Origin of the sequence: Hymenobacter baengnokdamensis (genome assembly GCF_008728635.1) — a bacterium.
Taxonomy (GTDB): domain Bacteria; phylum Bacteroidota; class Bacteroidia; order Cytophagales; family Hymenobacteraceae; genus Hymenobacter; species Hymenobacter baengnokdamensis.
Genome location: NZ_CP044285.1, coordinates 2462588 through 2478238 on the forward strand (window position 1 = coordinate 2462588; position 15651 = coordinate 2478238).

Annotated in this window: 7 protein-coding genes and 1 pseudogene; 4 read left to right on the plus strand and 4 right to left on the minus strand. The window is 53.2% G+C overall.

What is annotated here, in order from left to right; all coding sequences use genetic code 11:
- Nucleotides 1–42 precede the first annotated feature (42 nt).
- Nucleotides 43–303, minus strand: a complete 261-nt coding sequence (locus tag F6X24_RS10495) for a hypothetical protein (RefSeq protein WP_151087952.1) — start codon at nt 301–303, stop codon at nt 43–45.
- Between the two features lie 607 nt (nt 304–910).
- Here F6X24_RS10495 and F6X24_RS19460 point away from each other — a divergent pair.
- The gene (locus tag F6X24_RS19460; RefSeq protein ID WP_151089583.1) at nt 911–1051 is read left to right on the plus strand and encodes a transposase; all 141 of its coding nucleotides are present in this window, start codon (nt 911–913) and stop codon (nt 1049–1051) included.
- A gap of 551 nt (nt 1052–1602) precedes the next feature.
- Here the strand turns inward: F6X24_RS19460 and F6X24_RS10505 are convergent.
- The 3 genes from F6X24_RS10505 to F6X24_RS19285 all read right to left on the minus strand — a co-directional run bounded on the left by F6X24_RS10505 (nt 1603) and on the right by F6X24_RS19285 (nt 6900).
- A complete protein-coding gene (locus tag F6X24_RS10505; protein WP_151087953.1) occupies nt 1603–3852 on the minus strand; it encodes a phospholipase C/P1 nuclease family protein in 2250 nt (749 codons plus the stop codon).
- Nucleotides 3853–4945: 1093 nt separating this feature from the next.
- Nucleotides 4946–6154 carry a hypothetical protein gene (locus F6X24_RS10510; RefSeq protein ID WP_151087954.1) on the minus strand — a complete coding sequence of 403 codons (1209 nt, stop codon included), beginning with the start codon at nt 6152–6154 and terminating at the stop codon, nt 4946–4948.
- 620 nt (nt 6155–6774) lie between these two features.
- On the minus strand, nt 6775–6900 hold the full coding sequence (locus tag F6X24_RS19285) for a hypothetical protein (RefSeq protein ID WP_262714495.1): 126 nt from the start codon (nt 6898–6900) through the stop codon (nt 6775–6777).
- A gap of 1435 nt (nt 6901–8335) precedes the next feature.
- Here F6X24_RS19285 and F6X24_RS19465 point away from each other — a divergent pair.
- From F6X24_RS19465 to F6X24_RS10520, 3 genes and pseudogenes are all read left to right on the plus strand, one after another.
- A pseudogene (locus F6X24_RS19465) lies at nt 8336–9838 on the plus strand (hypothetical protein); the annotation flags it as partial.
- A 564-nt stretch (nt 9839–10402) separates the two neighbouring features.
- On the plus strand, nt 10403–13834 hold the full coding sequence (locus F6X24_RS19130; RefSeq protein ID WP_229725024.1) for a LamG-like jellyroll fold domain-containing protein: 3432 nt from the start codon (nt 10403–10405) through the stop codon (nt 13832–13834).
- The gene (locus tag F6X24_RS10520; protein WP_151087956.1) at nt 13732–15636 is read left to right on the plus strand and encodes an RHS repeat-associated core domain-containing protein; all 1905 of its coding nucleotides are present in this window, start codon (nt 13732–13734) and stop codon (nt 15634–15636) included. The genes F6X24_RS19130 and F6X24_RS10520 overlap by 103 nt, the downstream gene beginning before the upstream one ends.
- Nucleotides 15637–15651: the final 15 nt, after the last annotated feature.

The window sequence follows — 15651 nt, forward strand, 5'->3', positions numbered from 1 at the left end:
AAAGAGCCGCCAGAAATATCTTACGCGTTGCTAGCAAGCTGCTTACCAGAGCCAGTGCGCGCCCAGCTTATTCGCCTCGACTATAGCTGCCTGCGGCACGCTCCAGCCGGCCAGCTCGCGGGTAAGCTCTTCTGCCAGGGTAGGCGGCGTGGGCCGGGCTTCGGGCCGGGGCCGCAGGCCCTTGCCCAGTTGTGACGCAGCCGGCGCTGCCTTGGCCGGCGTCTGGCTGGTGGCAGGCCAGGCTAAGAGCCAGCAGGCTGGGTAGCTCAGCAGCAAAGAGTTGGCAAGGCGGGCAGGGAGCATAGCTAAAGGGCTATTTTGAAGTAAGCGGAAGTAGCAAAGGCACCCGGGCGTAAACCCCGGATTCACTAGGTAGAGGCGTAAGCCGCCGCTAACCCCCACGCTTCTAAAAATTTATTTTTAGCCCCCGGCTTTCTTTGCATTGACGAAGGCACATGAGCCAGCCTCGGCGCACGGCCGGAGAATATGCCTTTGCCGTGGCCTGCCTGCTGGCTTATAGCCTGGCCAGGCACCTCGGGGCTTGGCCCGCACGAATTCAGCTGCCCACAATGGCAGAAAAAGCCCGCTAGTTTTACCCGTGACCCGACCTTGAGGTGGTCGGGTAAATCTGGACAGAACGAGGTCTTAGCTTTCCATCGTCATGAAAGATATTCCCTACCTGCCAAACGCCGGCGCTATGATGCCGCCTGCCGGGCCCAAGCCTTGTGCCTGGCCAGTGAAAGTGGCTCGACCCAAGCTGCTGAACGACCACCAAGCCCGGCGCTCGCAGAATTGCCGCGGCGACTCTGCGATAACGCCCTGGCCGAAAACCGGCTACCGGTTTTGGGCATCCCTGGTCGCGCCTTCAAATGGAAGTCCTCGAACGGCGTGAGGGTCCGTCTTTGCCGACCTGGCCGATGCCCAAGCCAGCGTCGCTGAGTATTTTGACTACTATAATCACAAGCGCCTGCATTCCACAAGTGACTATCAATTACCATGTCCCACTCACCAACAGCCACTTGGCTTTAGTCCCCTAAGCTGTCCAGCGTAACCGAACCAACTTAGGTGCCCCCTACGGTTGGGTACGCATACCCATTACATACTTCTATAACGAAAAAATGCCTTCCCAATAGCTAGAAGGTATTTTATTGTAGTCTGCAGTAGTCAAAAATTGAAATATGTATGTATCAGGAATATGATAGAAGAATCGAGAAAATAGCTTCAGAATGGTAGCGAAAGGCTCATAATCTATCAGAAAATAGGTCCGACTACCTGAAAGGACTAGTGGGTCCCCTCAAGAGTCCCCATGTAGTCAATCCATCGGGATTGCACAGCTGGGCCGTGAACTGTAGCAGAGAGAGTCGTCTTCTCACTCTTAGGCAGGAAAAGTAAGACTTCTTGCTGTCCGATTCAGCCAGACCAACTCAGAGAACCTGGACCATTATTACAACACCCAGCGACCACACTCCGACCTGGGTTACTGTATCCCGCTCGAAATCGAATTCTACTACCTTTTCAACCTACCTTAGCTCGATGTTCGTTTATACCCAACTACCTTACTTTCGCCATGTCTATTTTTGCCTGAGCACCGCTGTCCTAGTCCTAGGTCGGTTGGTCCTGGTAGCTGTCATGAAGAGTTAGGTAGTGCGGCCACCACGCATCGTTCCACCCGACTAGCAACTCGGTGCCAATGGTCGCTGTGCGTATGTCCTGGTGGGAGGATACGTTCGTTGTCACCACCGGTGCCGGAGGGAAGGACCATTTACTGGTTTTGTAGTCATAAACGGAGTAGTGAACTTCGTTATTGGGGGCACGCCAGAACAGGTAAGGATAGCTCTGGAGGCAGCCTAGTCCTGGCCCGCTACCCGTCACAAACACGGTTTGCTGTTGCACTGACCATACTTCTAAGTCAGTGGTAGTAGCCCAGAAAATTCCCTCGGCACTATGCAGCCCAGTCCAAGCCATCCACAGCTGGTTGCCCTGGATAGTCAGGGCTGGGGTATGGGTAGTGGAAATGCCAGGTATTTTCCGCGGGGTGTTCCACGCGCGGCGCCCTGTGTCGAACGAGGCGCACCAGATACCGTCCGAGTCGCCCTCGGCGTGCAGGCAATGGCCATAGTCGGCCCAGATCATCCAGAACTGATTATTAAAGTAAATAACTTTGGGGCTGGTGTAATCCTTAATGCGCGCATCACTCAAGTTGATGTGCTCCCAGTTGGTGTTAGCATCCAGTTCTGTGCAGCGGGCATAGCCTGTCCACAGGCTCATGCTACTATGCGCGTGCCACGCCACTACCAGTTCTTGCCCGTTGCTGGCTACGCTGGGCGACTCGAAGCAGTTGGTGCCGCCCCGCACAAAGTTGTGTCCGCCGTCGAGGCTGTAGTAGCGGGTATCGTGGGCATCCTGGTCAGCGATGACGGCCCAAGTTTTTGAGCCATGCCGGAAGAAATCGGGGGCCCAGCCGCTGTGGCAGGGCAAGTCGTGTTTCGGGGACCACACCAAGCCTGCACCCAGCCGGCTCCAGAGCAGAAGAAAAGCAGCGGAGGCTCGCTGGCCCAGCGGCAACGCCTGGCGCAAGATAGGAGCTACGGTCGCCTCGTCGAAAGGATGGTCTTTTACCCAATGAGTCAGGTTACGGTCCACCACTTGGTCCATAATAGGCTTAAGGGTTTCCCTATAAATGCTTAAGGACTTGCGCGCCAGCTTATCAAGTAAGCTACTCATGTCAGGGGCTGCGAACTCTTGGTTGTCCGGGTTAACCGTATCCCAACTCGCCTGCCCTTGCTGAATCAGGTAATGGTCCCGTACCTCCTGCTTTTCAGCGCATAATTCAAAATTAGCGTGGCGCCAGTCGGGTGGCGAATACCCTGCGTGGTACACAATAGGCAGATTAATCATGTTGCCCGCGTGCATCGGTTGGCTCAGGTCAGATACATAATGCAGGGCAAGCCCCAGTTTGTAAGCGGCCTCCAGGTGCTGCTGGTGGTCGTCGGGGTAGCGTGCAAAAAGTGTGGCCGCTTCCTGAGCATAGCGTAAGGCCTCTGAGTAAGCAGTTTGCTTGCTCAACTCATTTACGTTCCGGTCGGTGAGCAATTCGAATACGGCTTTGAGAAACCAGTTTAGCTCTCCTAGGTAATTAACTTTGGTTTCGGGGTTGTAGAAGTGCTTGTAGAATATGAGGGTGCCTGCCAGAACGCCGGAGTACTCCGGCTTGGTATCGGCCTCTTCCAAGCCAGCCAGCAGCCTCTTCATGAGGTCGTTGCGCTTGCTCTCCTCGGCATAGCCGCCAAACAAGTCATGTAGCCGTTTGGCTTCGGGGTGGTTGGTCAGCGCACCAAATACCTCAAACGCCCAGCCTACTACATCAGCATGCGTGTCCTTATCCCACTGAGGCCGCCGGGAGTGGGGTCTATGGTCTAAGCCACAGGCACTGTGTACTTGGGAGAAATCTACCGTAAATTCTGTCAGCAGCAAGCTGGTGGATTCGCTCAATGCCTGCCCGCTGATGCGTAAGCCATTTGGCTCACCCAGAACGCGGCCGTCGCGATTTTTAAGCCGGTAGAGATTATTACCCTTTGGCTCCAGGAAAAAGGCATAGGCTTGGTTTCGACCGGCGTCTAGTAACTCTATTTCGGACACCGACTTCCCCCGCAACTCCCCTGAAGTATCGGCCCTGAGGTAGTAGTTATGGCGCAACCAACGCAGCGCCACGCCTCCCCCCGCCAGGGGAACCTGTTGCAAAGACCCTGAAATCAGGGGAGTCTGAGTATTACCTAACAACACCAGTGGCTGGTTTTCAGCGAGTGGAATCAGGTACTTGCCGTCGAGTGATAAGCTATTGAGTGAAACCATGTTGTCTATGGATGAATGTACGAGATACCCTCAAAAGTATACTGGCTTTTCAGCCCTTGCAACACGTGTTTATACTGTATTTTTAGGTCAAGCTGGTGCAGTAAAAAAACGGACAGCTAACTAAGGTATGTGATTTAGAGCTGTTTCGGAGACAGTGTATGTGTAGCGTGGATTCTGCGAATCCGCGCGTGAATGGTACTCGAACAGCCCACGCGCGGATTCGCAGAATCCACGCTACATCCAGGTTGTACACTGAGCGCGAAACCGCTCTAGTAGGTCAATTTAAACTGCTGCCGTAAGCAGTAGGCCGGGGCGGAATGGCGACGGTCGAGCTTGAAGCTGGTGTCGAGGTAGCAGGCCTCTTCTAGGCAGGCTTCCTGCAGGCTGGCAAAGGCAACGTCGTAAGGTTGTTAACGTGCGCCAGCAGGCCTCGCCCCAAGCATTATCGGAGGAGTTGTCAGGCTAACAACACCTGCATATAAGTATTTTTTGTTCGCTACCGACGCGCCTAGCTGGTATAATGTCTCCCCATGATGGACTGGTAGCTGATTGACTCAAGGGCTAAACTTGCTTCAATATACTGAGTATCCTCTGCAAGATTATTTCGTTCACATTCAGCATAGTATTATGCAACGTCCTCACGACACACTTTCCTCACCCTGCTCCCCAGCTCTCCAATACCCCTCAAACTGTTCACTCGAACTTTGAATCCGACCCGAGGGTCCCCTCACGGGTCCCCCGAGAAACGAAAATGGCCTTCCTGATAGCAGGAAGGCCATAGTTGGTAGTCCGTAGGGGGCCAGAAATTAGGGTCTAGATGTATCTAGGATAGGGTAGGAGTATCGAGAAAATAGCTCGGAAATATGGCCTGAAGAGTCCGATATCTATTGGAAACTAGTTTTGACTACCTGAAAGGACTACTGGGTCCCCTCACGGGTCCCCGGCTGGATAATTCACTGAGGCATGTACTGCCGGGCCGCAAACTGTAAAAGAGAGGGCCGTCTTCTCGGTTTTGAGCAGGAAAATAAAGCCTTCTCTTTGTCTGTTTCAGCTAGACCGCCTCACCCTTACTTATGCCTAATGTGCGAAGTGGTCATCTTGGTAAAATAATTGTTTTATCAATCAAGATTGATGGGCGCTCAGTAATAATTGGAGATAAGTCCTTAATGACTGGAGATGAGTCATTCAACACTGTAGTACTAGCAGCTGGTAAGATAACAGGTGGGGTAACTGGAGATAGAGTCAATCCCAGGTCTTTTACTCGCTTGTCAAGAGAGGTTTGAACGATAGCTTTGAGAGCATCATTAATTTCGATTTTTTCAGATTGTAAGTACCCATTGTCCTTATCTAAAAAAACCTTTGCATTTAACAAATTATTTCTAATATTCGCCAATTGAGTATCGTATGTGGGCTTAGATATAACTTGAGATATACAGTTGAAAGAATCTTGATATAGCGAAGCCCAAGGAGTCTGGTTTGAGGACAAAATACTAAAATCTTTTTTCTCAAAGTATTCGTCACGAGATTCTATTAAGATTACAAAATAAGTTGCATCGTTAATAAAATTATTGTTGAACTTTAAGTTTTGTCCATCCCATGATAATTTAGAGGGATCATTGGTGTACTGCTGGTATTGAGTTGCTACGTCAGCTCCAAAGCTTACATAGTATCCTGGTTGCTCAGAGAATATAGATAACGGCGACAAATCGTAGTCGCTTGTTAAATATGTTTGAGCTAGGCTCTTATTAAAAACTTGGTCAAGAATTTGTTTGGCTCCGGTTATTACACCTAAAGTACTTTGGGCAATAGTCAGCGGCGGCGCGCTTTGTGAAACCGCTGATGCAACCTTGATAACATCATCCACTCCATCTTTTGCAGTTGAATTTAAAGTGACCTTAAGATTCAGCTTTGTAAAAGAGGTAGGAATGAATTCAATAATATTATGCCCCCAACCAATGTCAACAGGCTGTTTAGACTTCTTAATATTGGTAGCATCACTAGAACGGCGGTCAGTAAAGTTCACTGCCCCTGGATAATTAGCCGTCACTTCAGCGGCGATAAATGCTTGCCTATTGCGGCCAACTAAAGTTGTGTACCAATCAGATTTATTGTAAATCCGAGCCTGCTGAATCTGTATTGACAAATAGCTGCCATTAAGCTTTATCTTTTTTCCCGCGAAATTTTGCTCTAGATTTGATTGAACTCTTAGCCACTTACTTGTACTTTGAGCGAAAAGTGAAAGTGGAAGCATGCTTGCCAACAGTAGGGCTAAGCAACTTTTATCAAATAGTGGATTTTTCATACTATATCACAGGGCCGCTTGTACTGACATATGCATAAATTGCATATCGCTACGCCAAATAATACTAAGCAAATATACTCCTTTTAACCACTCGACAATTCAGTGCTAGCACTGAATTTTGTGTAAATATTCCTTTTTATTTTTAGGATAATAGGGCTCTATAGGTCTTTCTTGTCGGACCTTGTCCATAGCTTTAGCAACTAAAACTGAGGTGGTCCAGTAAAAACGGAGAGTGCACCAAGGAAAGCGGCGGCCTGATCCTGTAGCGCCGGGCGTGGCGCGAAAAGGCGGCGCTGGCCGTGGGCTCCCAACTAGGCGTCGGGCGAACTGCCCGCCTTAACCACTGCTAGTAGCCCGCGGAATTGACCTCCAACACGCGACAGCGCACGGGCCCGGCAGCGACTCGCTTAATGGACTGATAACAGGTTATGAGTAAGGTGGGTGGGAGAGCTTGCGCTCATAGCAGGTCACTAGTCATGACTTTTTAAACTGCCGCGCGCTTGTTCTACGCGGTTGAGTTTGGCGCGCCTGCACCTCATCTCGTCACGTTCCGCGCTGCTAGGTACGGCCTCGGCTACCGCGGGACGCTGCCAGCGGCCGCGTAGAGCGGGTGGAAGGCTCTAGGCACGGGCTGCGTGCGTTTGCCGCGCCTCAGCGGCCAGCTGGCGCACGCACTTAACTTTGAGAGCTGGCGTATACTTCTTGCGGGTGACGCGCTGGCCGTCAACTGGTTTCTGGTCGGTCATGGGTAGTGGAAGGGAAGAATTCTCCCCGTCTGTTTTTACTAGACCACCTCACTTTCCAGCGAGCAAAGACAGTATTTTCGGTTCCGTCTTTGCTCACCCTCACCGTGGGCCCACCGACGCCGAGACAGTACCACAGCGGACTTGCTTGTATCTCGCCCATTTTTTGGCAACGCTCAAAATGCTCGCAAGTGCCTAACAGGCGCTAGCACCGGGGCCTCATGGTGGTCCGTGGTGGGAGCAGTCGGGTGGGAGTTGCTAAGTGCGAAAGTGCGAAACTAGTGCCCTGGCGAGCAGTACTTAGCTGGCGAACTGTGCAATAACAAAAAGGCCGGAGCTAATCACTCCGGCCTTTTTGGGCTTGTAACTTATCGAGCCCTTCTGAACCCGTAAGGCTACAAATATAATGAAGCTTGAATAAGTAGCTGTTGGCTGCTGGCTTTTTCGTCCCACACTTGGCTCGCCCCTTCGCCCATCTTGGGAGCATGGCAGCGTGTCAGGACGAGTTTAAGCGCCTCCTCGACGAGGAACTGGGCGACTACGCCGCCCGGGCGTTGCAGCTGCTGGCGCAGGCTAGTATGTGCTTGCGTTAATAGCGCACCAGTGGTGAGGAGAGAAAGCCTGAGATGGCCCAATTGCGCTGCATAGTTTCGGGCACTAGCCCGCTCAAGAAGGGGCACCTTTCGGGCCGCAAGCGTCGAGTATCATCAGGGCTTACGCATCAAAATTGGCCGAGTGCGTTTGCGGCCAGTGAGGTCATTTTATAACCGGTCAGAGCCTACGGATTTTTGAGTCAACTGTGCCCGCACGAGCTAGAAAAGAAGTGCAGGGTTTTTGATGCGTAAGCCCTGCGAGTATTATAGCGCTGAGCACGTCGCACAAAGGCGGTAGCGGCCATTTGCTCCCAGCCGGCACCGGTCGGTCTGCCTGGCCTAATCACTGATAACAGCTGACTGGACTGATGTGTAGTGCTCGGCAAAGCACTTGTAACCGTTTATAAAGACTCGTGCGAAGAAGTAGTAATGGCTCATGATTGAGTTGGCTAAGCGATGCTGACCTCCCCGCCCACTTCAACTAAGCCCCTCCTGTATCTAACCTTATCAGCTAGGTGCAAGCATTTTATTTTTTGGCAGATGCTTGCCGATAGCTTTTCTGAAGTATAATTGCATCACCATTCTCTCTTGATACTACTCGTCGTCATTTTCGCACTCTATTCTTTTGGTTTAAAATAATTCTGCTATACTATTCGCATGAACTGAAGCTTTATCTATCAATTCCTTTTTTAGAAAGAACTTTCGTATTACCGCTTTTTCTCTTAACTTTTCTATTGAGGCAGTTCTAGTAGCCTCAACAGGCACCCACACTAGATAATAGAAAAATTTATGTATATAAATAATTCCATGTAATGTAATATATTATACCATTCTTTGTAACGTGCATGGCTTCTCTTTACGGCTGTTCCCTCCGGCTCTCCCTGCGCACTACATGGCGTGGCCTATCCATATGGCGCATCATTCGGGTTTCGATACTAGCATTTATAGTGCTTGTAGCAGTAAAGACCCATGCCCAATCAGCCCCAACAGGCGAGGGATTAGTAGCTGACTCCGTCGAACTAAATGTGTTGCGCCAATTCTATTATGCAACAGGTGGTGACGCTTGGTATTATAAAGGCGGGTGGCTACAAGGGAATACATTGGCTGATGCCGCATTATGGAATGGTGTTACAGTAAGTAATGGAGATATTACAGGATTATCAATATACTACAACAATCTCAGGGGCGCTCTACCTAGTGTCATACTAGGACGCCTCTCGCAGCTACAAAAGCTGGACCTGCGTGGAAATCAACTTAGCGGCTCCCTGCCGGCTGAGTGGAGTCAACTCTCTCAGCTGCAATTTCTAGGACTGAGCGATAATCAGCTCAGCGGCACGTTGCCACCTGAGTGGAGCCAGTTCGCTCAGTTGCAAACCCTGTTATTATACGGGAATCAACTCAGCGGCTCCCTACCGGCTGAGTGGAGCCAGCTCGCTCAGCTGCAAGATCTAACGGTAGGTGGAAATCAACTCAGCGGCTCTTTGCCGGCTGAGTGGAGTCAACTCTCTCAGCTGCAATTTCTAGGACTGAACGATAATCAGCTCAGCGGCACGTTGCCACCTGAGTGGGCCCAGCTCTCCCAACTGTACTGGCTAGAGTTGAATGCTAATCAATTCACTGGCACGCTACCCCCCGAGTGGGGCCAGTTTTCCCAACTGCAAAATCTATACCTGAGTAATAATCAGCTCAGCGGCACGTTGCCACCTGAGTGGGCCCAGCTCTCCCAACTGTACTACTTAGACCTGGATGATAATCTACTCAGCGGCCCCCTGCCAGCCGAGTGGAGCCAATTATCTCAATTAGTCTATCTAATAGTTTATAATAACCAGCTCAGTGGCTCCCTGCCAGCGGCCTGGGGTCAGCTTTCCCAATTACAATCGCTAGAACTGAGTGGGAATCACCTCAACGGCTCGCTGCCGGCAGCCTGGAGCCAGCTCTCCCAGTTACAAAACCTGTGGCTAAATAATAATCAGCTCAGTGGCGCGCTGCCCGCAGAGTGGGGGCAACTTTCCCTTCTGCGAGACCTTGAGCTGAGTACTAATCAGCTTAGTGGATCGCTACCGCCTGAATGGAACCAGTTCTCCCAATTGACTTATCTGAACCTCGCGGTTAATCAACTCAGCGGTTTGCTGCCACCCGAGTGGAGCCAGTTTTCCAACTTGGTCTATTTGGACTTGAATAGTAATCAACTCAACGGCTCCTTGCCGGCTGAGTGGAGCCAGTTCGCTCAGTTGCAAGTTCTAGCGCTTAATACTAATCAACTCAGCGGCTCGCTGCCAGCTGAATGGGGGCAATTCTCTCACCTAAATTATCTTGATCTCAGTAATAATCAACTCAGCGGCTCGTTGCCAGCCGAGTGGGGACAGCTAGCCCAACTATACACTTTATCTCTCAGTAGAAATCAACTCAGCGGTTCTGTACCAATTGAGTGGGGGCAGCTAACTCGGTTGAACACGCTAAACCTGGATCGTAACCAACTCAGCGGTGACCTATCTGTCGCATTGGCTAAACTAGTAAATACAAACCACATACAGCTGAGCTACAACCAATTTACCAGTCTGCCGGATTTAAGCGTTAATGAATACTTAGAGCTCTATGTAGACCATAATCAGTTAGATTTTAAGTGGCTGGAACCATACACATATGGCTATAATGACGATATTATAAGTGATTTTGAATTCGCTCACCAGACTTTGTCTGCTGAGGAGCAAACGCTGACATTTACTATCGGGCAGTCCTTCAGCTTGCCCTCTGGCGTTGGGGGGCGCCATTCATACTATAGGTGGCAACGGCTGATTGACGGTACCTGGCAACCCATTGGATACAACGGGTCCACGTACACGAACAGCAGCGCTCAGGCTACCGATGCCGGCTATTACCGCTGTGCCGTCACAAACAGCCGCCTATATGGAATGACGCTATACTCCCGGCCCTGGCATGTGTCGGTTGCCCAGAATCTTCCCCCTGATAATCCCAGTGACGATTTGAATCGGAACTGGACGCTGGAGCGCAGCTTCGACGGCAATGGCCAGGTAGTCGCCGAAAGCAAGCAGTTTACCGATGGCCTGGGTCGCGCTACCCAGGCGCAAGCCCGTAACGCCGCCACGCAGCAGGTGTTTGCCGCGCAGACCATCTACAGTACGGGGGGCCAGCCCGTGCTGCAAACCCTGGCTGCCCCGATTAACAATCAGAGCTTTGCCTACCAGGAAACCTTTGTAACGGCTACCGTCAACGGACAATCTACGCCCTACGGACCGACTCATTTTGAGGACGCCCCTGCCAATACGCCTAGGGCGGTAGATGCCACGGCCCCTGGTACGCTAGGTTACTACTACAGCCAGCTTAACAGTCAGGAACCGCTCACGCCCATTACCAGCTATCCCTATAGCCTGGTTGAGCCCTACAAGGGACCACTCGGGGGCACCAAGCGCGCCGCTAGTCCGGGCGACGAGCTGCACATGGGTAAGGGCCGCGAGGCAAAAGGCCGTGACTTTCTCGTGCGCAAGGAGTTCGACGACTACCTCGCGCTGCGGCCCTATTTTATTCCGGGCAGCCCGCTGACTACCCTCGAATATCAGGCGCTGAAATCGGTTAGTGTCAACGCCGATGGCCGCGAGAGTATCGTTGTGAGCAATAAAGAGGGGCAAGCGCTGGTCAGTTGCCTGAGCGGCCCCCAGTACCCGGCCCGGCCCTTCTTTGGCTTTATCAGCTCCGAGGCCACCAATGGCTTCGATACGAACGCCCCGGCCTACGAGGATATTCATATTCCGGCAGCGGGCGCGCAGGATGTGAAATTCACGATGGGCAAGAATTATCTGGCTGGGGGCCGGGTCCTGGTCCAGAATTTAATAAGCGAGGATACCATTAGCTACCGGATTGCGGGAAAACTAGACGGCAGCGAGCCGGAACTACATATTACGCTCGACCCCGGCTTTTACCGCTTCGTTTCCGTTACGGGGACGCAGTGGTGCTATTACGAACTTCATTACGGTAACCTGAGCTATAGCTACTACGACGACGCAGGGCGCGTAGTCGCCACGGTAGCCCCCAACGGCCTGGCCGCCGAAACGAAAAAAGCGCCGAAGCCCGTGGAGGGAGCCGTGGGGTACTGGCCCCTAAATGAGGGCAGTGGAGCTTCGGTAGCGGACGGGTCCGGCAATAACCTAACGGGAACCCTGCAAAACCAGCCCACCTGGAGTACGGATGGGCCACCCGGCAGCAGCGGCAGCCTGCTCTTTGACGGCCAGTCCAGCTACGTGCAGGTTGCCAGCGCACCAGCCGTGTGCATGAGTACTACTATGAGTATGGAGGCCTGGATTTATCCGACCAGCAATGCCAATGGCATTATTCTCAATAAGGAAAACGAGTACGAGCTGGCGCGCTTTCCGGATGGCTCCATCCAGTGGGCGTTCCAGAACACGGTGCCTGGCTGGAATTGGGTAAGCACGGGAATTAGCGCGCCGCTCAACCAGTGGTCACGCATCAGTCTTACCTACAACAATGGCGAGATTCGGGCGTATCTGAATGGCCAGCAGGTAGGGGGGGCGTATGCCGGCAGCGGGGCGATTGATCCAAACGCGACCTACGCGGGGACAGACTTTCGAATAGGGGGACGTACGGCATTAAGTCAATTTTTTCAGGGGGCCATTGCCGAAGTACGGGTCTGGAATACGGTTCATCCGCCTTCGCCGCAGCTCAGCCCGCCAAGCCCGGGCGGGGTAACGTTTCTGACCCGCACTACCTACGACACGAGTGGGCGCTTGCTGGCGACGGAAAGCAACGACGAGGGCCGCTCGGAATACGTCTATGCCCAGGATGGGCGCATTCGCTTCTCGCAAAGTGCCTTGCAACGCCCAGCTGGTCGCTTCTCCTTTTCCAACTACGATGAAATAGGCCGGGTAGTGGAGTCGGGCGAGTATACCCCTGGCGCGGGCACTGCCACTGTTTTTGAGAACCACCTCACTGCAACGCCGGCGGCCACCAGTGTACTGCAGCCGGCCCTGCTCGAAGAGCGGATGCCAACCAATAGCCTGGCTGCGGCCAATTGTGCCCAGCGTAACCGCGTGTGGTATGACCTGCCCTTTGACGGCAGCGTTGGTAGCCAAGGGTTGGATAGTCAATTGGGTGGCCGTCAGCAGCAGTTTGTGGTAGGCGCCGTGGCCAAAACGCAGAACGACAACGTCACAACCTGGTACAGCTACGACGAGCTGGGCCGCGTGACGTGGGTCGTGCAGGACATTGTCGGGGTCGGGGTGAAAACACTCGACTACCAGTATGATTTCAGCGGCAACGTGTTGCAGGTGGCCTATCAAAAGCAGCAGTCCGATAGCTTCTACCACTACTATAGCTACGACGCCGCCCAGCGCCTGACGACGGTCTACACGGGTACGGACGGGCTCACCCGCACCCTCCAGGCCCAGTACAGCTACTACCTGCACGGCCCGCTGAAGCGGGTGCAGGTAGCGGGCAATCTGCAGGGCGTGGACTACGTGTATACCCTACAGGGAACCCTCAAAAGTATTAACCATGCTACGGCGGCGCTCGAGCCGGGACAGGATTCCCCCGCTACCAACGGGGTGTATAAAGACCTGTTTGCCCTCACCCTGGAATACTTCAGCGGCGACTACCGTAGTAGCAGCCTCGACGTTCCTGCCCCCTCCTTGCCCGGGACCAGCGTGGCTGACCGCTTCGACGGCACTATCCGTAGCGCCAGTTGGCGGACGGGTGCCAGCGCCGATATTCAGCGCCTGGCCTACACCTACGATGAGAAAAGCCAGCTCCAAAACTCGACTTATAGCAACTGGCAACTACTCAATAAGGCCTACCAGTTGAATGGCGCCTCGACCAACAGTTTTCAGGAGGGCGGCCTGCGCTACGACCCGAACGGCAATCTGCAGTCGCTGCGGCGTACCAATCAGGTGGGGGCCGTCACCGATAACTTCAGCTACACCTACAAGCCCAATACGAATCAACTCGCGGAAGTCCACACGGGCAGCTCCAGCGGCAGCACGGTGTTGGATTATGACTACGACGAGCTGGGCCAAATGACCCGGCAGCGGGACGAGCAGGGGCAGCGCTATTTCACCTACGATGTGACGGGTAAAACGACGGGTGTGTACCTCGACCTGGCCCACCAGCAGCCGGTGGTCACGTTTGCCTACGATGACCGTGGCTTCCGTGTGCGCCAGACGGTGTACCCGGCCGGGGGGCAGCTGCCTCGACCACCTACTACGTGCGTGATGTGGCTGGTAATATCCTCTCCGTGTATGCCCAGCCGACCCCGGTGGCGGCACTGCTGCGTACGGAGGTGCCCGTGTACGGCTCCGGCCGGCTGGGCACGCTGACCCACCTGGATAACGGGAGCGACGACTACCGCTACGAGCTGACTGACCAGGTGGGCAATGCGCGCGTGATTTTCCATCGCCCTACCACCACCGTACAGGTGGAGACGATGGAGCTGAACCAGGTACCCCTTCAAGCTGTCTTCCTGAACGATGACCTCTACCGGGTGGCCGTGAGCGGCGCTCCGAGCGGAAACTTTGTGGCCCGCCTGACGGACTCGCAGCCTGCCGGCCAGGAGCTCAAGCGGGTGCTGACAGTCACCCGAGGCGACACCATTACGTTCTCCGCCCTGGGCCAATGGAAGCAGAATGCCGCCGCCGGGGGCACCAGCGCCACGCCCTTTATCCTAGCCGGCGCGGGGGCTGGGGTCAATTCGCTCTCGCAGCGCGGGGCGGATGGCCAAGGAACAACCTACCCCACGAACTCGCCGAACTGGCTCTCGCTGCTCTCCGTAGGGCTGGGCTTCACCCTGGGCCAGAGTACGCAACCAGCTACCCTAGGAGCTACTTCGCTGGAAGGCTGGATTAAATACCGGGTGCTGGATGCGCAAGGCAACCCCATGCTGGATACGCAAGGCCATCCCCTGGCCGGCGTCGATTACCTGCTCGGCACGGGGCAGTGGGAATACTTGCAAACTGCCGTGCGCGTGCCCCAGAACGGTACCATCGAAGTGACGGCCGGCACCTCGGGCACGGGCGAAGCGGTGTACTTTGATAACCTGCGGGTGGAGCAGACCGGCGGCCTCATCGTGCAGGAGCAGCACCAGTATACCTTTGGAGCGCCCCTGCCGGGCTTGAGTTACACCGTGGGCAACAAGCGCTACCGCTACGGTTATCAAGGGCAGTATGCTGAGCATGATAGCCTAACGGGCTTTGATAGCTTTGAGTTGCGTATGTACAACAGCCGAGTTGGGCGCTGGCTCAGCTACGACCCGGAAGGGCAGTATAGCTCGCCTTATGTAGGTATGGGCAACAACCCTATTTCAAGAATTGACCCAACAGGAGGACTAGATGGAGGTGGCATTGGTGGTTTTTTCAGCCGACTATTTAATGGAGGTGAAGCCGTAGCCTTGAACACTGTTTCAGTATCGGCTACTCAGGCTGATGTAGCAGCAGCTTGGGCATCTGTTGGTCAGAGATTAGTAACGGCCTCGAGCCATTCTATAATAGGAATATTAGGCAGGGCTGTGGGTGTATTAGGTGACGCTATTGCTGCTCCTGGTAGAGAACAAATGCTTGCTCAGCAAAGAAAGAGCTATTTTGAGGCTAATATCAGGTCTACACGAGAAGCTGAAGCCCATGGTATTAGTGACGATTTATTACATTTATCATACAAGTTTAATAGATTGGCTGCTTTTCGAGGCCCAATTGGGGGGACCATACCTGGTATCGAATTCATGAGTGTGGGGGGTGAACTAGGCGCTATAACAGTACTAGGAGAAGATGCGCTTACTATACGCAATAAAGGCCGACTTTTACCAGAACAAGGTGTTCACCAAGTTTTAGTTCATGGGGAGTATAATGTTGTTCGGATAAGCAATGTAACTCCTATGACTGCCCAAGAATTAAGTGATTATTTAACAGCAAACGGCCATGTCCCAGGCACGCCTATAAGATTAATAGCGTGCTATACTGGTGGCGATGTTACAGGTGTTGCTGCTCAGCTAGCCGAGCATATACATGCGCCTGTTACAGCTCCATTAAATCGTGTAGTGGTTTTACAAGGAGGCAGGCTCTTTACAGAAGATGGAATATGGAGAACATTTTTTCCTGATGGCACCTTCATCAAGGTGCCTGCCCCATAATACAGGTTACATTTT